The sequence below is a fragment of the Mucilaginibacter xinganensis genome, from assembly GCF_002257585.1.
Taxonomy (GTDB): Bacteria; Bacteroidota; Bacteroidia; order Sphingobacteriales; family Sphingobacteriaceae; genus Mucilaginibacter; species Mucilaginibacter xinganensis.
Window position 1 is genome coordinate 301340 of sequence record NZ_CP022743.1, and the last position, 21827, is coordinate 323166.

Annotated in this window: 18 protein-coding genes and 1 tRNA gene; 7 read left to right on the forward strand and 12 right to left on the reverse strand. The window is 43.4% G+C overall.

Annotated features, from left to right (window positions below; all coding sequences use genetic code 11):
* The first annotated feature begins 33 nt into the window (after positions 1–33).
* Positions 34–1404, forward strand: coding sequence for an ATP-binding protein (locus tag MuYL_RS01395; protein WP_094568824.1), 1371 nt, complete (start codon positions 34–36; stop codon positions 1402–1404).
* A 536-nt stretch (positions 1405–1940) separates the two neighbouring features.
* Here the strand turns inward: MuYL_RS01395 and MuYL_RS01400 are convergent.
* The 5 genes from MuYL_RS01400 to MuYL_RS01420 form a co-directional block, all read right to left on the reverse strand.
* Positions 1941–2014: transfer RNA gene (locus MuYL_RS01400), tRNA-Asp, on the reverse strand.
* 375 nt (positions 2015–2389) lie between these two features.
* Positions 2390–3937: a DHA2 family efflux MFS transporter permease subunit gene (locus MuYL_RS01405; protein WP_094568825.1), complete on the reverse strand. Its 1548-nt coding sequence runs from the start codon at positions 3935–3937 to the stop codon at positions 2390–2392.
* An 88-nt stretch (positions 3938–4025) separates the two neighbouring features.
* Positions 4026–5090 (reverse strand): HlyD family secretion protein, encoded by a 1065-nt coding sequence (locus MuYL_RS01410; protein ID WP_094568826.1) that lies wholly within the window; start codon positions 5088–5090, stop codon positions 4026–4028.
* 25 nt (positions 5091–5115) lie between these two features.
* A complete protein-coding gene (locus MuYL_RS01415) occupies positions 5116–6483 on the reverse strand; it encodes a TolC family protein (RefSeq protein ID WP_094568827.1) in 1368 nt (455 codons plus the stop codon).
* Positions 6467–7114 carry a TetR/AcrR family transcriptional regulator gene (locus MuYL_RS01420; protein ID WP_094568828.1) on the reverse strand — a complete coding sequence of 216 codons (648 nt, stop codon included), beginning with the start codon at positions 7112–7114 and terminating at the stop codon, positions 6467–6469. The genes MuYL_RS01415 and MuYL_RS01420 overlap by 17 nt, the downstream gene beginning before the upstream one ends.
* 307 nt (positions 7115–7421) lie before the next feature.
* Between MuYL_RS01420 and MuYL_RS01425 the strand changes: the two genes are divergently transcribed.
* The 4 genes from MuYL_RS01425 to MuYL_RS01440 all read left to right on the forward strand — a co-directional run bounded on the left by MuYL_RS01425 (position 7422) and on the right by MuYL_RS01440 (position 12475).
* Positions 7422–9890, forward strand: a complete 2469-nt coding sequence (locus MuYL_RS01425) for a PIG-L family deacetylase (RefSeq protein ID WP_094568829.1) — start codon at positions 7422–7424, stop codon at positions 9888–9890.
* 14 nt (positions 9891–9904) lie between these two features.
* A complete protein-coding gene (locus MuYL_RS01430) occupies positions 9905–10402 on the forward strand; it encodes a hypothetical protein (RefSeq protein ID WP_094568830.1) in 498 nt (165 codons plus the stop codon).
* Positions 10403–10471: 69 nt separating this feature from the next.
* On the forward strand, positions 10472–10660 hold the full coding sequence (locus tag MuYL_RS01435) for a hypothetical protein (protein ID WP_094568831.1): 189 nt from the start codon (positions 10472–10474) through the stop codon (positions 10658–10660).
* Between the two features lie 108 nt (positions 10661–10768).
* A complete protein-coding gene (locus MuYL_RS01440) occupies positions 10769–12475 on the forward strand; it encodes a sodium:solute symporter (protein ID WP_094568832.1) in 1707 nt (568 codons plus the stop codon).
* Between the two features lie 30 nt (positions 12476–12505).
* On the opposite strand, the gene MuYL_RS01445 is transcribed toward MuYL_RS01440, so the two are convergent.
* The 4 genes from MuYL_RS01445 to MuYL_RS01460 form a co-directional block, all read right to left on the reverse strand.
* Entirely contained in the window at positions 12506–12835 is a 330-nt protein-coding gene (locus MuYL_RS01445; protein ID WP_094572812.1) for a YnfA family protein, read from the reverse strand.
* Positions 12836–12928: 93 nt separating this feature from the next.
* The gene (locus MuYL_RS01450; protein WP_094568833.1) at positions 12929–13786 is read right to left on the reverse strand and encodes a DUF2911 domain-containing protein; all 858 of its coding nucleotides are present in this window, start codon (positions 13784–13786) and stop codon (positions 12929–12931) included.
* 317 nt (positions 13787–14103) lie between these two features.
* Positions 14104–14613 (reverse strand): hypothetical protein, encoded by a 510-nt coding sequence (locus tag MuYL_RS01455; protein ID WP_094568834.1) that lies wholly within the window; start codon positions 14611–14613, stop codon positions 14104–14106.
* Positions 14610–15191 carry an RNA polymerase sigma factor gene (locus MuYL_RS01460; protein WP_094568835.1) on the reverse strand — a complete coding sequence of 194 codons (582 nt, stop codon included), beginning with the start codon at positions 15189–15191 and terminating at the stop codon, positions 14610–14612. The genes MuYL_RS01455 and MuYL_RS01460 overlap by 4 nt, the downstream gene beginning before the upstream one ends.
* A 351-nt stretch (positions 15192–15542) precedes the next feature.
* Here MuYL_RS01460 and MuYL_RS01465 point away from each other — a divergent pair, with 351 nt between their 5' ends.
* A complete protein-coding gene (locus tag MuYL_RS01465; RefSeq protein WP_094568836.1) occupies positions 15543–15938 on the forward strand; it encodes a DUF6249 domain-containing protein in 396 nt (131 codons plus the stop codon).
* Positions 15939–16014: 76 nt separating this feature from the next.
* Here the strand turns inward: MuYL_RS01465 and MuYL_RS01470 are convergent, their stop codons facing one another.
* Entirely contained in the window at positions 16015–16524 is a 510-nt protein-coding gene (locus MuYL_RS01470) for a DinB family protein (RefSeq protein WP_094568837.1), read from the reverse strand.
* Positions 16502–17716 (reverse strand): sensor histidine kinase, encoded by a 1215-nt coding sequence (locus tag MuYL_RS01475; RefSeq protein ID WP_094568838.1) that lies wholly within the window; start codon positions 17714–17716, stop codon positions 16502–16504. Before MuYL_RS01475 ends, MuYL_RS01470 begins: the two co-directional genes overlap by 23 nt.
* 245 nt (positions 17717–17961) lie before the next feature.
* Here MuYL_RS01475 and gltX point away from each other — a divergent pair, with 245 nt between their 5' ends.
* Positions 17962–19482, forward strand: coding sequence for a glutamate--tRNA ligase (gene gltX / locus MuYL_RS01480; protein WP_094568839.1), 1521 nt, complete (start codon positions 17962–17964; stop codon positions 19480–19482).
* Between the two features lie 73 nt (positions 19483–19555).
* Here gltX and MuYL_RS01485 read toward each other — a convergent pair whose 3' ends face one another.
* Positions 19556–21769 carry a transferrin receptor-like dimerization domain-containing protein gene (locus tag MuYL_RS01485; protein ID WP_094568840.1) on the reverse strand — a complete coding sequence of 738 codons (2214 nt, stop codon included), beginning with the start codon at positions 21767–21769 and terminating at the stop codon, positions 19556–19558.
* Positions 21770–21827: the final 58 nt, after the last annotated feature.

A 21827-nucleotide genomic window follows, 5' to 3' on the forward strand; every position in this document is an offset into this window, starting at 1 on the left:
AGCGCGATATTAACGGTACCTTGCTAACCACCTATGAATATCAAGACCCTTTCAGATCAGTTAATTGCAGCTAACCAGCAGAAAGCCAAGTTCGAAGCGGAATTGATCCTCGCTAACATTGAACTCGATTTTCAAAATGAAGAAAAATCCAAACGTGCTGAAGAGCTGAGGATAGCGAATATGGAGCTGGATTTTCAGAACGAAGAAAAAGCCAAGCGGGCCGCCGAGCTGATTATCGCCAACAAGGAGCTTATATTTCAAAATGCTGAAAAGGAAAAACGTGCTGCTGAACTGGTTATAGCTTACACCCAGCTGGAGGTACAAAATCGCGAGCGGGAAAAACGCGCGGCTGAACTGATATTGGCCAATACTGAACTTATCTTTCAAAACCGGGAAAAAGAAGACCGCGCTGCAGAGTTGATTATTGCCAACAAAGAACTTGTTTTTCAAAATAAGGAAAAGGAAAAACGCGCGGCAGAATTGGTAATCGCCAACAAAGAACTGATTTTTGAGACCAAGGAAAAGGGGAAACGCGCAGCCGAATTGATCCTGGCTAATATAGAACTGGATTTCCAGGACGAAGAAAAAGAAAAGCGGGCCGCCGAACTGATCATTGCCCTTAAAGAATTAGGCTTCCAGGATGAAGAAAAAGGGAAGCGCGCGGCTGAACTTATTGTCGCCAACCGGGAATTGTTGGTTCAGAAACTGGAAAAAGACAGGAGGGCTGCGGCTGAAGCCAAAAAGGATGAGTTTTTCAATATCGTGAGTCATGAGTTTAAAACACCGCTAACCAACATTAAAGCCATATACCAGCTCCTGGAAAGAACCACCAGCAAAACCGATAAAAACTATCCCTTTATATTAAATGCCAACCACAGCGTAAAACGCCTGGAGAAATTAATAGAAGACCTGCTGGACGTGACCAAGATCAATTCCGGGCAAATAGACCTTAACGTTGCGGCATTTTATTTTCCTGATGCCTTAACCAACAGCATCGCTAATATCCAGCTAAGCTCCGTTAAACATGAGATCCGCCTGGAAAACTCAATTGATATTTTCTATACCGGTGACCAGTTCAGGATAGAACAGGTGTTGATTAACCTGCTCACCAATGCCATTAAGTACTCTCCAAATGCCAGCCAGGTACTTGTGAGTGCCGAACTGGAAGAAAATAATATTGCTGTTAAGGTGCGGGATTATGGAATAGGTATTGCTAAAAAAGACATTGATCAGTTGTTTCAGCGTTTTTACCGGGTTAGCGAAACAGCCCTGCTTTTCCAGGGGGTTGGCCTGGGGCTTTACATTTCTGCAGAAATTATTAAAAAACACAAAGGCAGTTTCAGTATTGAAAGCGAGCAGGGCAAGGGAAGTGCTTTTTGCTTCAGGTTGCCTTTAAATAATTAAACAACCTCCGAAAGGAAGCCTGCCCCTCATCCGATCCTGGAAAGCTGATCGGGAATTAATAAAATCCTATCAAATAAAAACCGCCACGTAAACTAATTAGGAGACGGAGCTCTTCATTTATAGCGAAAGATTTCGGACTATGTTATTGTCCTATTTTAGTTAATAATATTGCTGCCGAATCTGGTTTCGCTAAAAATGCAGAGTGGCTTGTCTTTGATTGGTATACTGTTTTTACGCTGGTTGTAGCGATCATTCTGTTCTTTAAGGCTGGACAAACCAAGTAATCCCGCACGGTTTTGATGTAAACATTCTCAACAACAGCCGAAATTAGCAGCGGTCGATGTCACGGCATCGGTAGATGGAATTGCTGGTTCAGGACTGTAATTTTGTTAAACAAAACTTTGAATCTGAGCAGAAGCGTCCTTAATAAATATATTGGTGATCTGATTATGTGTTACATTTTGTGCAATTTTGAGGCAAAAAAAAACGCTCAGACCTGAAATCTAAGCGTTTTTATAAGCCTTATGGCTCTTTTGCGGAATGGACGGGACTCGAACCCGCGACCCCATGCGTGACAGGCATGTATTCTAACCAGCTGAACTACCACTCCGTTTGGGATTGCAAATATACGCACCTTTTTGTTTTACACAAGTGCTTTTATAAAATTTTAATTTTTATGTGTGTTATGCTTAATTAACAGGTTAAAAATGAGGCAAAAGGCTCTCGAAAAAAAAATTAACCTTTAAATTATAGATAAAACCAAACCTATTCCCTGCTTCATCTGGCTTAAATTTCATTTATTTTTCATAAATCCTATTTCTATCGCCAATAAAATTTGCGTATTTCACCTAAAAAACTGTACATTTAGACCTTAGATTAAGCTCCCGGAATCAGAGGTTATAATTTGTTGCCGGGGTGAAAATAAAATTTTAATTGTAGTTTTTTGGGGAAAGCTGTTCATGTTACAATGAACAGCTTTTTGTCGTTAATGGGCATCCACAGGCATCTTTACTGCTTTCTTAAATGGCTGCAAATAAAGCAGCGGGATTGAGAATAGCATTACGAGTCCGGAAATCCAGTAGGCATCATCGTAAGTTAACAATAGCGTTTGCTTTATTACAGCACCTTCAATAGCGGCGTAAGCCATGTGCGTCGCGTCTAACAACGATTTTCCCTTCGCCATAAAGGCATGTGTCAGCATGTTGAGCCTTTCGGTAAACGCCGGATTATACGGGTTAACGTTTGTAATCAGGTTGTCGCGGTGAATTCCCGAACGAATGTGAATAATAGTTGTTAAAACGGCGATACCAAATGAGCCGCCCAACTGGCGCATCATGTTGTTTAACCCGGTTCCCTGCCCAAGTTCCGGTCCTTTCAGGTCGGCAATGGCCAGTGTAGTTAGCGGAACAAACAACAATGCCATACCTACACCTCTTATTAAAAGCGGGATCAGCACGTCGCCCTGTCCGGTACTAAGGGTTGAATTGCTGAGCATTGTGGTAAACACAAAGAACAAAAACATACCCGCGGTGGCCATAAACTGCGCCGGAATTCCTTTATTTAACATTTTGCCAATAAATGGCATCATGATAATGGTACATAACCCGCCCGGAAATAACAATTCGCCTGTTTGCTGGGCGGTAAATCCCAATAAATTTTGACAGAATACCGGGAACACAAACACCGATCCATATAACCCAAAGCCCAGCACAAAGGACGTAAACATCCCCACCGAGAAACTTCGATGCCGCATGATTCCAAAGTTAACTATTGGGTGTTCTATACTCAGCTCGCGCCATATAAAGCATATGGTTCCTATTACAGCGGTTACGGTAAGTACCAAGATGTATGTTTTTGCAAACCAGTCTTCCGACTCTCCCTTTTCAAGGATGGTTTGTAAACTCCCAACGGCTACTGCCAGCAGGGCAATACCCCACCAGTCAACCGGTTTCCCTTTTCCTTCCTTTGGTGTTTCGCGCACAAAGGTATAGGCGCAGAATGCAGCAACAGCTCCAACGGGAATATTTACATAAAATATCCATCTCCATGAGGCATGGTCAGTTATATAGCCGCCTATTGTTGGCCCTACAGTAGGCCCGACAACCGCTCCCAAACCAAATAATGCTGTGGCGGTACCTATTTGTTCGCGCGGCCAGGTTTCAACCAGAATAGCCTGCGAGGTTGAAATTAACCCTCCGCCTGCAACACCCTGTATGATCCTGAAAAGAACCAGTTCGTCAAGACTGGTCGCATTGCCGCATAAAAACGAGGCAATGGTAAATACGATGATAGATGTAATAAAATATTGCTTGCGCCCAAACCGGCTTCCCAGCCAGCCAGACATTGGCAGTATAATTACGTTTGCAACGGCATAGCCGGTAACAACCCACGCTACGTCTTCAAGTGTGGCACCCAGGTTTCCCTGGATGACAGGCAGCGACACATTTACTATTGTGGTATCAATTAGCTCCAATAACGAAGCCACGATAACCGTAATAGTAATGATCCATTTTTTAAAGCCAGTTTCAGCCATTTTATTAGTTTTTTATTTGTGCTTAAGCCCGTAACGCATGGCCAGAAAAATCTGACGCCCGCTTAAACTTAAGCCCCCTGACTTAAACTCAGTCTTTCACTACTACAGATACATTTACGCTCATGCCCGGGCGCAGTTTGTCCAAATCTTCTTTTGATCCGCTGATCTTTATTTTAATCGGAATCCGCTGCACAACCTTTACAAAGTTACCGGTAGCATTATCCGGCGGCAGCAAAGAAAATTTAGCGCCGGTTGCCGGTGCAAAATTGTAAACAGTTCCCTGCAGTTTCAGATCAGGATAGGCATCAATATCAATATTTACTTTTTGACCGTTACGGATCTTATCAAGCTGTGTTTCTTTAAAGTTGGCAGTAATGTAAAGGCTGTTATCATTAACAATGGAGAACAAAGTTTGTCCTGCCTGTACCAACTGGCCCACCTGTACATTCTTTTTTGAAGCAATGCCGCCGGCCGGTGATTTGATAATGGTATAACTAAGTTGTAATTTGGCGTAATCAACATCAACCTGTTTCTGGCTTACACCTGTATGCGTAACCTGCAACTGGCTGCGGGTAGTACCAACTTGTTCCTGCGCTGCTTTATACTGATCCTGCGCTGCTCTGTAGTTAGCCTGTGCTACCTGCAAATCCGCTTTTGCCTGGTCAAATTGCTGTTGCGTAATTGAACCATCCTTTACCAGGTTTGCGTAACGGTCATAATCCTTTTTAACTTTTTCAAGTCTTGCTGCTGCAGAGGCTACCTGGGCCCTTGCACTTGAAGAATTGGCTGCATTTGCAAAAATTTGTGATTGGCCAACGTTAATGCCTGCACTTGCACCTGTTTCGGCAGCCTGCGCTTGCTCCAACTTAATTTTGTAATCGTGATCGTCAATTTTTACCAGTACCTGGTCCTTGTTAACATGGGTGTTTTCCTGGAAATAGATACTGTCAACATAACCGCCAACACGGGCAACTACCGGGCTTATATCGCCGTCAATCTGCGCATCGTCTGTATCTACGTGTTTACCGTAATAAATATATTCTTTGATACCGAAAATAACACCCACAATAAGTATTATCCCCAGTATAATGGGAAGTACCTTGTTTGGTTTCTTTTTCGGTTCGTTTTCTTGTGTTTCTTGTGCCTTTGCCATTTTATGAATTGTTTGGTTGTGATTATTATTTGTTTAGTTTTCCGGTTGATTTTAAAAGTGTGTAGTACGCCAGGCCTGCATCGGCTTTTGCCAATTCCAGATTGATCTGTGCCTGGTACAGTAGTGTTTCAGCGTCTGCCCGGTCTGTTGCCGACGCTATATTGCTTTTATATTTTGATTCCAGTATCTTGTTATTCTCGCCGGCCTGGTCAATTGAGGTTTGTAAAAGCTTTACCTTATCCAAAGCCATCGTATAGTTCTGATAGTCCTGGTTAACTTCTTTTTTTACGTTATCAAGTTCAATACTTTTATTGATGATGGTTTCCTCGCGGTCAATCTTAGCCTCAGCCACCTTGTTTTTGTTCGTCCATAGTGAAGAGAAATTCCATTTCAATCCCAGGCCCAAGGTGATAGGTGTTATATAGCTGCCGCTTTTGGGCAGCGGGTTTGCTGAAACATCCACATAATAGCCACTTACGGATGCACCTAATGTTGGCAGGGTATTAGCCTGAATGTTCTTGATGCTGGTTTCAGCCACCTTTGTACGCAAATCAAGCTGTTTAAACTCAACACGGTTACTCATTGCGGTGTCAAGGTAATTAGCAAGCGGAGCAACCTGTCTGTCCGCTTCATTTATTTGCGCTATTGTTAACTGGGTACCCTCATTTAAACCCAATAGAACATTGAGGTTATAGTTTATGATCTTACGGTTGGTTTCAAGATCAATCCCGTTCAACTCAACATTTGAACGCTGCAATTGAAAACGCAACACATCGTTTTTGGTAACCAAACCCTGGTCAAAAAAACGTTGCGATTGCTTGATTTGCTGATCAATTGAACTCAAATTTTGCTCAACAACTTTTTTGCTCTGCAAAACTTTATATAAGTTATAGTACGCATTTATAATATCATACGTGATCTGGTCTTTATCATTGTCGGCATCTAAACGCGCAACTTCGGTAAGAAGCGTTGTTGATTGCCTTGCATACTTTAGCTTATTACCGCCAAAAATGGTTTCATTAAGCGATACTATTCCCAGGTAGGCATTTGCACTTTTAGGCAACGACAGACTTTGATCGCCCAAAACCAGTTTATTTGCCGGGATCTGAGCCCTATTATAATCAAAGCTGGCACTGCCGGTGGGCAACGCCTGGTCTTTTGCCTGGTTAAACTGCGAAACAGCACGGTCTATTTTACTTTTTGACAGCTTCAAAACCTTGCTGTTATCAAGTCCCAGCTTAATGGCTTCGTCAAGTGTAATCACCCTGTCCTGCGCTTTTGCAGCTGCGCCAAGCAACAACGTGAGCAGTATGGCAGGAATAAGGATCCGCACGAAGTTTTTCAACGTGCTTTTTAAGGGTTGTAGGTCGGTGTTATTATTTTGTGTTGTCATTGTCAGTCATTAAGTAAGCTTTTAAAAGTCGTTTCATATACGTTTTTATCCGTGGCTTTAGCTTTTCCTCCATTAATTTGTCGTCTTGTATATCAAAACCAAGCATCGTAGTTGCCATCAGGGGTGTATTTAGCAAATAGTTTTTTGTCCCGTAAAGCGTGGCAATCACCATTGCGGCATCAACATCCGCGTTAAAATCACCCTGTCTTACACCTTCATCCAGTATTTTAGTAAGCTCACCCACATTTACCATCAGAATACTGCGCAGCTTATCAGAAAGGTCCGTCCGTCGGTTTATGCCCATTTCGCGGTATAATAGCTTTTGGAAGCAGTTGTTATTAACAACTTTCTCTCCATATATTTCAATATAGCGCTCTATTTTATCCCACGGGCTCATGTCACTGGCATTGCCTATATTTTGTAAAATGTCCTGAAAAGAAGTTATTTTACGCTCTACAACGGCAATAAATAACCCCTCTTTCGAGCCAAAATAGTAGTTAAGCATTGCCATATTGACATTTGCTTCTCCGGATATTAACCGGGTAGAAGCGCCATCAAAACCGTGTTCTGAAAAAACCTTTTCAGCAACATCGAGAATGTGGTCTTTCTTATCTATCTTTTCTTTATCCATTTCTTTCGTTGAGCAAAATTAATCAAACGATTGATTGATAGTATCATATTTATGTAATGTTTGTGTAAACAACTGATAATCAATGTTAAATAATTAATCGTTTGATTAACAAAAAACAAATAAATATTGTTTTACTGGTGATATAATATTCAGCATACCAATAAAGGTATTATCCGGCAATTAGCGCCGCCGGTAAAACGATGATTTAAGCATGCAATAGTCAGACGTTCGTAACAATCTTATTTTTCTGACTTGTGGTCTTTTCCTGCTTCGAAGTATTTCCACTTCTTTCAATATATTTGTTTATATGAACCGCTTTAAACTTATTGCCGCCTTATTGTTTGTTACTTCTTTTTCTTTTGCCCAAACTGCTCCGCCTGCTGATATCGCCACCCTTCGTCAGAATTTTAAAAAGCTGGATGTTTTGGGCAGCGTGTTGTACGTAGCAGCTCACCCTGATGATGAAAATACACGGCTGCTGGCTTACCTGGCGCAGGAAAAACATTACCGCACGGGGTATCTTTCTATGACGCACGGCGATGGCGGGCAAAACCTGTTAGGCAACGAGCAAAGCGAGTTGCTAGGGCTGATCCGAACACAGGAACTTTTAGCAGCCCGGAAAGTTGACGGTGCCGAGCAGTTTTTTACCCGGGCAAACGATTTCGGCTTTTCGAAAGGGCCGGAAGAAACTTTAAAGATCTGGAATAAGGAAAAGGTTTTAAGTGATGTGGTTTGGGTGATCCGCAAGTTCAGGCCCGATGTAATTATCTGCCGGTTCCCAACTACAGGCGAGGGAGGCCACGGGCATCATACCTCATCGGCGATACTGGCGCAGGAAGCTTTTACAGCTGCAGCCGATCCGAAACGTTTTCCTGAACAATTGCAATATGTGCAACCGTGGCAGGCCAGGCGTTTACTTTGGAACACCTTTAATTTTGGCACCACAAATACCACCAGCCCCGACCAGTTTAAGATTGACGTTGGCGTTTATAACCCTTCACTGGGTAAAGGCTATGGCGAGCTGGCTGCCGAGAGCCGCAGTAACCATAAAACCCAGGGCTTTGGTTCGGCAAGGCAGCGCGGCGAATCATTTGAGTATTTTAAAACCATTTTGGGCGATGCGCCGCAAAATGATTTAATGGACGGCGTAAACACTACCTGGAAAAGGGTAAAGGATGGCGAAAGCATTGATGCTGCAATAAACATTATCAGTAAAAGTTTTGATGCCGATAATCCCGAACAATCGGTGCCTGCTTTGGTGAAGTTACTTGGGAAAATAGAGAAAATTGGCGATGTGTACTGGCGTGCACAAAAAGCAAAAGAGCTTGATAACCTTATTGCATCCTGTGCCGGCTTATGGTTTGAAAGCTATGTTGCCGAACCTGCCTATGCTTTGGGCGATAGTATTCATGTGCGTTCACAGGTAATTGATCGTTACAGCAATAAGGTTAAGTTAAACAGCATTAGTGTAAACCAAACCGAAACTAAATTTAACAGCCTGGTGATCCCGGCAAACCAGTTGCAAACTTATAACAGCACAGTATTAGCTGATAAAATTACACAGCCTTACTGGCTTGAAACTGCACATAGCATTGGCACTTATAATATTCCGGGGCAGCTATATGTCGGCAACCCGGAAAATCCAGACTTGCCTGCCGCTACTTTTGAATTTATTATTGAAGGTAAAGCTATTCGGTTTGAGCGCCGGCTGGCGTACAAATATGTAACACCGGTTAACGGCGAGATCTATCAGCCTGTTGAAATAGCTCCTCCGGTAACCGCCAACATTGCCAGCCAGGATTATATTTTTAATAATAGCTATCCGCAAACAGTAACCATAAAACTAAGGAGCTACACAAACAGCAACGGCAGCATAAGCTTAAAATCGCTGGCGGGCTGGAAAATCGTTCCTGAAAAATTTGATTTTTCGGGCAAAACCAAAGGTGATGAGTGGACGGTGGCTTTTACAGTTAGCCCAACAGAGCACCGCCCTGTAACGTCGGTTTTGGAAGCAGTTGCAACCGTTAACGGGAAAGCTTTTTCAATGGGCGTTCAGCATATAAAATATGATCATATCCCTAATATTACCTTATTCCCGCCGTCGCAAGCCAAACTGATAGATATAAACCTAAAAATAGCAGGTAAAAAAATAGGCTACATTAGCGGCGCCGGCGACCTTGTGCCCGAGGCATTGCGGCAGGTAGGTTATGATGTGCATGAGCTGACTGAAAAAGAGATCATGAACGGCGACCTTTCCGGTTACGATGCAATAGTTACCGGAGTGCGGGCTTACAATGTAAATGAGCGCCTCGCTGTTGAGCAGCCGAAGCTGCTGGAATATGTTAAAAATGGCGGAAACCTACTGATCCAGTACAATAACAATAGCGGCCTGGTTACCAAGCAAATTGGCCCTTATCCCTTTAAGCCGGTAAACCAGCGTGTTACCGACGAAAATGCAAAGATCACAATTCTCGATGAACAAAATCCGGTTTTAAACTATCCCAATAAAATAACCCAGGATGATTTTAATGGCTGGATCCAGGAACGTGGACTGTATTTTGTAAATGATATTGCCCCCAACTATAAACAGGTATTACAAATGAACGACCCGGGCGAAGCGCCAAACAATGGCGCACTGATAACAGGAGCTTATGGCGAAGGGCGTTTTATTTATACTTCACTCGCATTTTTCAGGCAATTGCCGGCGGGGGTTCCGGGCGCATACAGACTATTTATAAACTTACTGAGCAAACCAAAAGCGCAGGCTATTCCTTAACAGCATTATTTATAATGGATCCCGATTACCTTGATATCATTCTTAATTTTCTAAAAGAAATTGGCTTGTCTGTTATCGTTAAGCCGATAGAAGGCCCTACGTTTTTACCGGGGCTAAAAATAGAAAAAGGCAGCCTGGTGGTTGACGTAAAGAAACTTTTATATCCCGGCGATATATTGCATGAGGCCGGACACCTTGCGACTATGACACCGGATGTCCGCAATGAAATGGACGACACGTTGCCTCAAAACGACCTGCACCAGGGAGGCGAAATTATGGCGCAGGCTTGGTCATATGCAGCATGTGTGCACCTTAAAATAGACCCAACAATCGTATTTCACGAAAATGGCTATAAGGGGGGAGGCGCTCATATTATTAAAAACTTTACTGACGGCTATGATGTGGGCCTACCGCTGCTGCAATACGCCGGCATGGCCTATGAGAAAAAAAAAGCCGTTGAGTTGAATACGCCCGGCTTTCCGCACATGGTTAAATGGCTGCGGGAACAGTAAAATATAATATCACACTATTGTTATCCATCAATTAATCAGCTATTTTTGCCCCATAACATACAAAGCATTATGGCACACCACGAAGAAGAAGAAAAAAGCTACGACTACATATATTACCTTGTTGGCTTGCTTACCGGTATTTTTACTGCAGTAGTTATTGATACAACTTTTATATTGATCCCTATTTTAGGAATTGTTGGTTTATTATTTGCCGGTTTTTTCCTGAACGTTTTCGTTAGGGGCCGTGGCAACGCGTGATCCGGAACTGCCCTCATTTATTCGTAGCTGGAACCAGTTTTACGGCATTGTCGCCGGCTGGCTGGTTCTGCTAATTTTTATTTTCTGGCTCATTACCTTCCTTTTTGAATGAGCTTAGTTGATTGGATCGTTCTTTGCGTTACGCTGCTCACCATCGTAATTTATGGTATATGGAAAAGCGGAGCTAACAAAAATATCGACCAATACCTTATGGGTGGCCGCACATTGCGATGGTACCATGTAGGGCTTTCTGTAATGGCTACACAAGCCAGCGCTATTACTTTTTTATCAGCACCCGGGCAGGCCTATTCAGACGGGATGCGCTTTGTTCAGTTTTACCTTGGGCTACCGCTGGCAATGATTGTGCTATGCGTTACATTTGTCCCCATATTTCACAGGCTTAAGGTTTATACCGCTTACGAATTTTTAGAAAACCGCTTCGACCTTAAAACAAGGGCACTTACTGCTTTTCTTTTTCTAATACAACGCGGCCTTTCAACCGGCATCACTATCTATGCGCCATCTATTATCCTATCAACCATATTAAACATCAACACGGTTTACACCACCCTTTTTATTGGCAGCCTCGTTATTTTTTATACAGTTTATGGGGGTACAAAAGCTGTATCATACACGCAGCTGCTACAAATGAGCATTATATTTTTAGGGATGTTTTTTGCCGGTGCTATGGTTGTGCATCTATTACCTCACGAAGTTGGTTTTGCAAAGGCTATTAAACTTGCCGGCAAACTTGGCCGCATGAATGTAATAGACTGGAAATTTGATGTCAATAACAGATACAACATCTGGAGTGGCCTTATTGGCGGCTTCTTTTTACAGCTCTCCTATTTCGGCACAGACCAAAGCCAGGTTGGCCGGTATTTAACCGGCAGTTCAGTAGGGCAAAGCCGAATGGGGTTAATTATGAACGGATTGCTGAAAATTCCGATGCAATTTTTGATTTTGCTGATCGGCATCCTGGTTTTCGCATTTTACCAATTTAACCGCGCACCAATGTTCTTCAATCGCTACGAAGTTGAGCAGGTTAAAAAAAGCCGCTATTCCGGGCAGTATAATAAGCTGGAGGACCAATATACCGCAGTATTTGAACAGCGAAAAAACAAAGCAGATGATCTGATAAAGGCACTGGATAGTAAAAACAACGCGCAAATAAACAACGCCCAGGCAGCTTTAAAAATTGCAGATAAGCAATCGGCAGATATCCGAAAGGAGGCCATCGCCGTTATGAAGAAAAATAATGCAAAAGCCAATGAGGACGACACAAATTATGTTTTCCTGAATTTTGTAACCCATTTTTTGCCAAGGGGCCTGATTGGTTTGCTGGTAGCCATTGTTTTCTTGGCTTCAATGGGCTCAACGGCCAGTGCGTTAAATTCCCTGGCGTCAACCAGCGTGGTTGATATCTACAAAAGGATCATTAACCCGGGGGCTACCGATAAAAACTATTTACTTGCATCAAGGCTCGCCACCATATTTTGGGGTGTTATTTGCGTGTTAATGGCTTTGTATGCAAGTAAAGTAGGTAATTTACTTGAATTTGTTAACAAACTTGGCTCCTATATTTATGGCACCATCCTGGGTGTTTTTGTTGTCGCTTTCTATTTAAAAAAGGTAAGAGGCAATGCGGTTTTTATAGCTGCAGTAATTACCGAATTGCTGGTATGTACGCTGGGATATTTTGACAAGGTGGCCTATTTATGGCTAAACGCAATCGGCTGTATTTTAGTGATCGCAATAGCGCTGGTAATCAACCCGCTATTCCCGGATAAACAAGCCCCGGCAGTTTCACAGTAAAAACGCAATAATGCTATTATTATAGCCGAACTACTTTCCTGGCATATAAATAATTATACAGGCGCCAATTAAAGCTATAGCAGTACCAATAATATCATATTTGTCAGGCTTAAAACCCTCAACCTTCCAGGCCCAAAGCAGTGCCATAACGATAAATATTCCCCCGTAGGTTGCGTAAACCCGGCCGAAGTTTGCTGTTTGCCACGTTGCACCAACGCCGTAAAGCACCAGGATTATCCCTCCTAAAACTCCATACCATATTGGCTTATCTGATTTTAGCCAAAGCCAGGTTAAATATCCGCCGCCAATTTCGCAAATCCCGGCCAGTAAAAATATTCCTAATGATCTTATAATGCTCATGTTGTTTTTTAACAAATGCGCCAAAAAAAAAGTGAAAGGCGTTTTACCTTTCACTTTTAAACTATCAAACAATTCCGTTGCCCGGAAATTTCTTTATAGTTTTGATTTCTTAGCCTGCTCAATCACCGCCTGGTTTAACCTTACATATTCGTCATCGTTAGTTGCTTTTGCGAGGTCAACGCCCTGTTGAGCCGCCAGGATTGCTGCCTTTTTGTCGCCCATTTTAAGGCGGATCCGGGCTTCCCATAATTTGAACCAGGGACCTGTTGGTTCAACTTTTTCAGCTTCCAATGCCCAGGCAAGTGCCTTATTCATGTCCTTATTATTTTCGTAATAATACTGTATGGCGTTAAAGTAGTAAGGCTTGCGGTTACCCTTCATCAGTTCATCAATATTAGCTGTTATTTTGGCATCGTCATCTGTGTTTAACTTGATGGCAACAGCCGTGTGATCCCAAACCAGGTATAGATCTGAAGAGTGTGTGGTTTCATTCGCGAACTGAATGGTGAAACTCTCGCGTTTCTCGGCCATGTAAATAGGTTTTACTTTAAACCGTAAAAGGTCATCCGCTTCTTTATAGCTATACGCGCCCCATTGTTTGGCTGTTTTGTTAAGTATAATTGTCCACTCGTCCTTATTTGGAATACTAAACAAGGCATAAGTCCCGGCTGGTACATGGTTGCCTTCTATAATAACGTTTTCGGTAAAAGTAATGGTGGTTGCTGCATTCGCACCTGTCCGCCATACTTCCCCGTACGGATTTATTCCGCCAAAAATCACTCGTCCTTTAACACTGGGTCTTGAATAAGTTATGGTAACTTTCCCTAAGCCGAAATCCTGGATGATGGTTTGAGTTGGGCTTGCTTCAGGAATGCGGGGTGCCTGTGCCTTGGTTTTAAAAGTTATTCCTGCTAAAAGTATAGCAAGTACATATATGTAACATTTTTTCATCTTTGAATTTTTGTACTAAGTTATTAATTGTAGTTGACTCTGATAAAGTATCAGACTGAAAATAATTGAAAAAGTAAAGTGTATAAAAAATAAAAGCCCCCCGCACTTGCTGCAGGGGACTTTCAACCTAAACCTTATCACAATTGAACTGGCGAGTGCCAGTCTGAACACTATTTATCAATTACTGTACCAATAATGCGCGACCAATTTGTTTATGACAATTTAACGAAAAACAAACGTAAAGTTTGATCGCGCTGATTCCCTTTGTTTATACATAGTGTACAGAACTGTAAAAAACCTGTTGCCTATTTGGTACACTAATTTACCTGTTTGGAAACATTTTTGCGCCGCAGATAAGTATCGAACAGGAACAGGGCCAGCACAACATCAAAAAACATAAAACCCTCAACCAGCGGTTTCGAGATATGGGCACTTAATTCAGGCATCTTAAACCCGGCCGGCACTTTAGCAGCAATATCGGGTATGTTTTGAGCTGACCAATCCATGCTGGTAATTGCATAAATAATAAATCCCGTAAGTGTGAACACAAAAAACAAAGCAATGCCCATAATTATGCGCTTATTAATAGCTGCCTTAAGCGGCACCTGCGCCTGCTCCGTACGGATGGCCTCTATAACGTTGTAAGTAAAGGCCATTGGCGGCTCATCAAGTTCAATGGCGTCAAACGCTTTATTAAGCGCGAGCAGTTCGTGGTATTTAAGCCGGTATGCCTCGTCGGCGGCAATAAGTTTAGTGACCGCTTCGTACTCATCCGCTGTGCAAAAGCCATCAATATAGTTCCAAAGTGTTTCTTCTATGCTATTCATATCAGTTCTTTAGCTTCATGTTTTAAATTGCGCTCCAGTTTCTCTTTTAAACGCTGGCGCGCCCTGAATAATTTCACCTTTACCGTATTGGTTTCCATCCCCAATGCCTGCCCAATTTCCTCCAGCGATTGTTCGCCTTTATAAAACAGGGTAATTATAGCGGCATCGTCCGGCAAAAGCTGTTCAATGGCCTGGTTCAGGTAAAACGACCTTGACCTGTTTTCTGCATTGTTGACATCGTACGCAGATGATCGGCTTTCTACCTGTATATAAGTGTTTTCGTCATCTATTGAATCGGTATCCACTCTTTTCTTTCGTAAAAACGTCATGGCGGTTGTATATACTATACTGTAAAGCCATGTACTGAATTTTGATTGCCGCTGAAAAGAGGCCAGGGAACGGTAGGCTTTTATAAAGCAATCCTGCGCAATCTCCTCAGCATCTTCCCTTCCTTTTGCAAAACGCAAGGCAAGGGTAAACACAAAGCGCTGGTGCCGCTTAACCAAATCAGCGTATGCCGACTGGTTTCCCGCCAGTACCTGGTCTATCAACTCTATATCTGAAAGCTTGCTCTGCATTTATTATAGCTCTCTGACGATGTATTTTTGATGGAGGTTACACCCTTGCGTAAAATTAGTTAATAGATGCAGTATTCAGTAGCGGTTATGGTTTTATTAATACACACGACAGGAGTTCAGGTAGCACCATTTTTCCTGTTGCAGTTCGAGGTGAATTTCTTAACGCCTTAAATACTAATCCGATAAGAGTACCACTGCCCCTAACGATGTTACTCTTATTTTTACTACCCACTGCAAACTTTTTCTCACAAGACTGTAACCTCTTCAAAAACAATGTGGTCATAGCTCACAAATACACCGCATTGGTGCTTAAAACAAAAACATTTATTAACTTTTAAAAAATTAAATATCATGGAAGATCACGCAAAAGAACTTGGAGTAATGGTGGCAATTATAGTACCGCTAGCCCTGTTTGCAATGATTTTTGGCATTGTTTACCTTGCCAAACGGGAAAGAATGGCAATGATTGAACGCGGCATGGACCCCCGCCGTTACAAGCCCCAATCAGCACCTTTTCAAAATTTAAAATGGGGCTTATTACTTATCGGCGCGGGCGCGGGTTTGTTTTTAGCTTACCTGTTGGATCATACGGTATTTAAACACATGGCCGGCGAATTTGACAACGATGATAACGCTGCGATATACTTTTCATTAATTGCCATATTTGGCGGCATTGGCTTATTCCTTTCTTATCATATTGAGAAAAAAGAAGCGGAGAAAGATGGTAAGAATAAGCTGGAAGAATAAGAACCGGGAAAAAAGGGAGGGGGCCAGGAAAGCTTGTTTAACATATACGTCTCCGGTTTTCACCGCCTTATATTCTTTACAAATACCGCTCTTTCAAAATGTTAATATGATGCAGCTCGTGCCCTGCTAACATATAAGCATACGCTCTTACAGAAAACGGACTGCCGCTGGCAATCCCTTTCTGCGTTGATTGCTGTTCTGTTAATGAGCGTAAAAGATACAGGCTTGACTCGCGAACGGTTTTCAATTCATTTGCAAGGTCTTCAAGCGGGCGGCTGTTAAAAGTCGCCTGCTCCATATAAACATCCTGGTCAAACCCCGGCAGAGTTATCGATTCGCGCGAGAAAACAAGTGCACGGTAAGCAAAAACCCTTTCTGTATCAGCCATATGGCCCACAATCTGTTTAATGGTCCATTTGCCATCGGCATAAGCGTAAGCTGCCTTTTCAGCGCTTAAGCTGGTAAATAAATTATGGCTTTCTTCTTTTTGGCGTTCCAAAATTTCCAGTATCGGGCCATCCCCTACCAGGTTTACATACCGCGCCGCAAATTCCGAATACTCATCAGGATTTGGTCTCTTTATCATATCGTGTGTTTTTTAATACAATTCTAAAGGTGGTGCCTTTGCCCAGTTCCGAATCGCGCACAAAGATCTGTCCGTTGTGGTACACCTCAATCATTCGCTTGGTTAGCGAAAGCCCCAATCCCCAGCCTCTTTTGCGGGTGGTATAACCCGGTTGAAATACCGTATCAAACTTTGACCTGGGGATGCCTTTCCCGGTATCGGTTACGTCAATAAAAACCTGCTTTTTAATTTTGTTGCCAGATATCTCTACAATTATTGACCCTTTGCCCTCAATTGCATTAACCGCATTTTTAAGCAGGTTCTCCAACACCCAATCAAATAACGGCACATTTAAGCCGGCCTGTAAATGCGGGTTCCCCAACAGCTCAATGGTTATATTTTTACTTATCCTAACCTTAAAATAATCAACAAAATCCTTTACCACTTCATAAACCCGGTGTTCTTCCAGCTTGGGTGTAGATCCTATCTTTGAAAAACGATCAGCAACAATTTCAAGCCGCTTCACATCATTCTCCATTTCGGCAATCAGTGAATCGTCTTCTGCATTAAATTTTTCTTTCATCAGCTCAATCCATGCCATTAAGGAAGAGATAGGCGTGCCCAACTGGTGGGCAGTCTCTTTTGCAAGCCCCACCCAAACCTGGTTTTGTTCAGACTTTCGCGACGAGCTGAACGCCGTGTAAGCCAGCAATAAAAATATGGCTATCACCGAGAGCTGCACATAGGGGAAAAACTTAAGCTGGGTTAACAATGGAGAATCTTTATAATAAACCAGCCATTGCTCGCCATAAACTTTATACTTTATGGGCCTGTGCTGATCCTGCATATAGGCCAGCTCACGCTTAAAATATTCAGGGTCGTACGTTTTCGCTTTATTATTTTCGGCCTCTAATTTAAGATGTGTTTTAGTAGGGTCAAGCCCGCGGGTAAACTGCACATCGCCTTTGTTATTGGTAACAATAGCAGGTACACTTAGGCTATCCCGAACTGACATTACATAACCTAAGAAATCGTCATCGTCCGCTATCAGCAAGTGTTTCATGCTTAGTGCCCACACTTCTGCCCGTGTACGTTCTGATTTGGCGATATTGCGCACAAGATAGCTGGTATATAATAATGACCCGCTGGCAATAACTACTGCAAAGGTGAGCAATGAGTATTTCCAGCGTCTTTTTTGTTGATATGGATTCATGGGTGTAAGAAGTCCGAAAGATGAGATATCCGAATGTCCGCAAGATGGAACGTTTGGAAAACAGCTTTCTTATATGGGCCCCAAAATACGTATTTAGTACGATAGTCGGAAAAAGAGAAAATGTATCCCTATTTCAATGTTTAATCACGCCCCCTCCATCACCCACCATCAACTTTCAGCAGTTAAGCACTTTCCGGCTTCGGTATTTTCTGTGTTTCGGACTATAACCCTATCTTTGCCCCACTATGTCTGATAAAAAAGTTAGAGTTAGGTTTGCACCAAGCCCTACCGGGGGCCTGCACCTGGGGGGTGTACGCACCGTGTTGTTTAATTATCTTTTTGCCAAAAAACATGGCGGCGATTTTGTTTTAAGGATTGAAGACACCGACCAAAGCCGGTATGTGGAAGGTGCTGAACAATATATTTTAGATTGCCTGCAATGGTGCGGCCTAACCCCGGACGAAAGTCCGGTTGTTGGAGGGCCTTTTGCACCCTACCGCCAAAGCGAACGCAAATCGTTATACCGCGAATATGCTGAAAAACTGGTACGGGAAGGCCACGCCTATTATGCTTTTGATACGACTGAAGAACTGGAACAAAACCGCAGGGAGATCCCTAACTTTCAATACGGGCAGGCCTATCGTAGTGGGCTGCGCAATTCATTATCACTAACGGAACATGAGGTTGATCAATTGCTTAATGCGCATACCCCCCATGTTATCCGTATAAAAATGCCCGCTGATGAACGGGTGAGCTTTAATGATATGATTCGCGGCCATGTTAGTTTTGAAACCAATACGGTTGATGACAAGGTATTGTTAAAGGCCGATGGCATGCCTACCTATCATTTGGCTGTTGTGGTTGATGATTACCTGATGAAAATTACACATGCTTTACGCGGAGAGGAATGGCTGCCCTCTGCTCCGGTACATTTGCTGCTGTGGGAGTATTTGGGATGGAAGGCCGACATGCCGCAATGGGCACATTTACCGCTGATTTTAAAACCTGACGGCCACGGCAAACTCAGCAAACGCGATGGTGCACGACTGGGTTTCCCGGTTTATGCCATGAATTGGTTTGATGCCAAAACGGGTGAGCTTACTCCAGGCTTTCGCGAGTTGGGCTTTTTACCCGAAGCTTTTTTAAACTTACTGGCTACCCTTGGCTGGAACGATGGCACAGACCAGGAGATCTTTACGATGGATGAACTGATAGAAAAATTCTCTATTGACCGCGTAAGCAAAGCCGGGGCGAAGTTTGATTTCGAGAAAGCAAAGTGGTTTAATGCGGAGTGGATAAAAAAGGTTAAAGGCGAAAGATTAAAGGCGATAGTAAAAGAGGTTTTAGAAGAAAAGGGAATTGTGGTTACTGATGATGAATACCTGCTGCAAATTATTGATAAAGTAAAAGATCGCTGTGTTTTACTGCCTGATTTTTACCAGCAGTCCGGATACTTTTTTGAGCAGCCTAAAGCATATGATATAAACTCCGTAAAACCCAAATGGACAGATGCCAAAACGGATTTCTTTAATACTTTCATAACCACGGTAACTACTACTGCGGTATTTGAGCCGGTTGAACTGGAAGCTGCATTTAAAGCTTTAGCCGAAGAGAAAGGGATTAAACCCGGTGAACTAATGTTACCTTTCCGCATTATGCTGGTTGGGGGTAAATTTGGCCCGCATGTATTTGATATTGCGGTACTGCTGGGCAGGGAAGAAACCGTTGAAAGGATTGAAAAAGCACTGGCAGCCTTCACCGGTTAATACGGAAGATTTCTGACTTAAGCTAATAATTAAGGGAGCCCTGTATTTACCAGCGCTCCCTTAATAGTTTACATTAAATGCCGGCGCTCAAATATCCCACCAGGTTGTTTATACTATTGGCCACTACACCTATCTGATCCTGCGCTTCTTTCCAGTTGCGCTGCTCTATGGCCTCACGGATGCCCGGCAGGGTTTTAACGCCATATCCGGTATAAAAGCCCGGCGCATAAATAGTGTGCTTGTACCATGGCCGGCGTGGCAAGCCGTCGGCAGACAGTAATTGCTGCTCGGCATGGTAAAGTAATTTGTTCAACTTATCATTATTGCCTTTGGCTTGTGATGCTGTTGTCCAGCTGGCCGCCAGCTTATCAGCCACCTTCTTTAGCGTGTCAACAGCAGTTTTTAAGGCGGTAAAATCCAGTTTGGGTACACTGTCTTTTGCAACCGGTAATTTTTCGTGCTGGGTTGGATCGGCAGCCAGGGCAAAGTCGTTTGATTTTATCAGCTGATTATCCATTGCAGTGTTTTCGCGCGTTTTATCAACCAGTTCACCCAGCTCAGTAACATATTTGCTCACGGTAGTTTGCAGGTTGCGAAAATCAAACGGCAGCAACTCGGCGTTGGCCATCCGCATTACCGCGTGACCAGCTGTTTTTGACAGCGCAACACCGTAGTTAAATGACGAATCTTTGAACCGGCGATAGTCGTCAAACGAATCATAAATAGAGTGATATTCGCCACCGCCGTCTTCGCCGCCAAAGCCCAGGTCTAACGTCGGGATGCCAAGGTGCTGCAAAAATGAGGAATAATCAGAACCCGAACCTAATGATTCCAGTTTGCCACCCTTCCTGTCCAGTATTTCTTTTTTATCTTTTACTGAGGCCGCGCTAACCAGTTCATGCGCTTTTTTGCGATCATAGATACTTACATTCGTTTGCGGATCATTTACATTTTGGGTAATTTCGTCCATAAATGGCTCTAATGCCTGCGAACCGCCTGCGCCAAGGAAACCACGTCCGTTACCATCAGAGTTGATATAAACAACCGCTTTTTCCTGTAATTCTTTGTCATGCCCTTCAACATATTCTGTTGAGCCCAGTAACCCCGGTTCTTCCCCGTCCCATGAACAGTAAACAATACTGCGTTTTGGTTTCCAGCCGGTTTTTAACAGGTCGCCCAGCGCCTTGGCTTCATCCAGCATAGCAGACTGGCCGCTGATAGGATCGCTCGCTCCGTTCACCCATGCATCATGGTGGTTACCGCGCATCACCCATTCATCAGGCCATTTAGTGCCTTTTATTTTTGCAATAACATCGTAGGCAGGAACCATATCCCAGCTAAATTCCATCTTCAAATGCACTGTGGCCTTTCCTGCACCCAGATGATAAGTGATAGGAAGGCCGCCCTGCCATGGCTGCGGGGCAACGATGCCGTCCAGTGCTGCCAGCAAAGGCTGTGCATCATGATAGCTTATTGGCAACACGGGGATCTTTAATATCGTCGGAGCGTCTTTCCTGTCCAGTCGCTTGGCATCCTTTGTGGCACCCACACCCGGCGTAAGCGGATCGCCGGGATAAATAACCATATCCATTACCGATCCACGCTGTACACCATATTCGTTTTTATAGGCGCCCTTAGGATACACATCGCCTGCGGTATAGCCATCGTCCTTCGGGTCTGAATAAATAATACAGCCAACCGCACCATGTTCATAGGCTACCTTGGGCTTTATACCGCGCCATGAGCGGCCGTATTTAGCTATCACAATTTTGCCTTTAACATCAACGCCCAGTTTGGCAAGTGTTTCGTAATCATCAGGCAGGCCATAGTTTACAAACACCAGCGGCGCTGTAACGTCGCCGTCAGCACTCCAGGCGTTATACGTTGGTAATTGACCGGTCTGGTTAGAGGTAGCATCTTCATTTAGTGCAGGCTCTTTTAACAGCGCGCTGTATTTAGTGGGGCCAGTAAGTTCAAGCAACCGTGTTTTTGGTGTAGGAAACAGCACCGTATAAGTTTCAATATGGGCATCAAGCCCGTAACTTTTGTATTTCTGCAGGATCTTTTCGGCGACAGCCTTACTGCCCGGCGACCCAATGTTGTGCGGAATTGCGGAAAGTTCCTTAATGGTTGCACCAATTCGGGGTGCGCTTAAAGAAGCGTCAAAGGCCTGTTCGGCCTGCAGCTCTTTGACGGCCGAAGCTTCGGTAAAACCTGAAATTGTTTTTTGCTGTGCAATTGCTGCTGCTGATAGAACGAGAAAAGCGAGGGTAAAAGTTTTTTTCATTTTGCAGGATTGAGTGTGATTTGTGAAAATAGGCATTTTTACCTTAAAATGCAGCAAT